Annotated in this window: 1 pseudogene; it reads left to right on the top strand. The window is 60.4% G+C overall.

Annotation, left to right across the window (positions count from 1 at the left end):
- Window positions 1–14: 14 nt before the first annotated feature.
- A pseudogene (locus CYJ76_RS11505) lies at window positions 15–230 on the top strand (NADP-specific glutamate dehydrogenase); the annotation flags it as partial.

The raw sequence follows: 230 nt of genomic DNA, 5'->3' as shown, positions 1-230 counted from the left end.
TCACCCCCGAGGGCGTGGATATTGAACTTCTGAAGGACATCAAGGAGGTGCGCCGCGCTCGTCTGTCCGACTATGCCAAGGAGACCGACGGTGTGACTTACCACGAGGGCGGCAATATTTGGGAGGTTGAGGCCGACGTGGCTCTGCCGTGTGCCACCCAGAACGAGTTGGATGGCGAGTCGGCCATTATGCTCGCTGATAACGGCTGCCGTTACGTCGCTGAAGGCGCG

The organism is Kytococcus schroeteri, from assembly GCF_002847825.1.
GTDB classification, from domain to species: Bacteria; Actinomycetota; Actinomycetes; order Actinomycetales; family Dermatophilaceae; genus Kytococcus; species Kytococcus schroeteri.
This window is presented reverse-complemented; position numbering and strand designations above follow the sequence as displayed.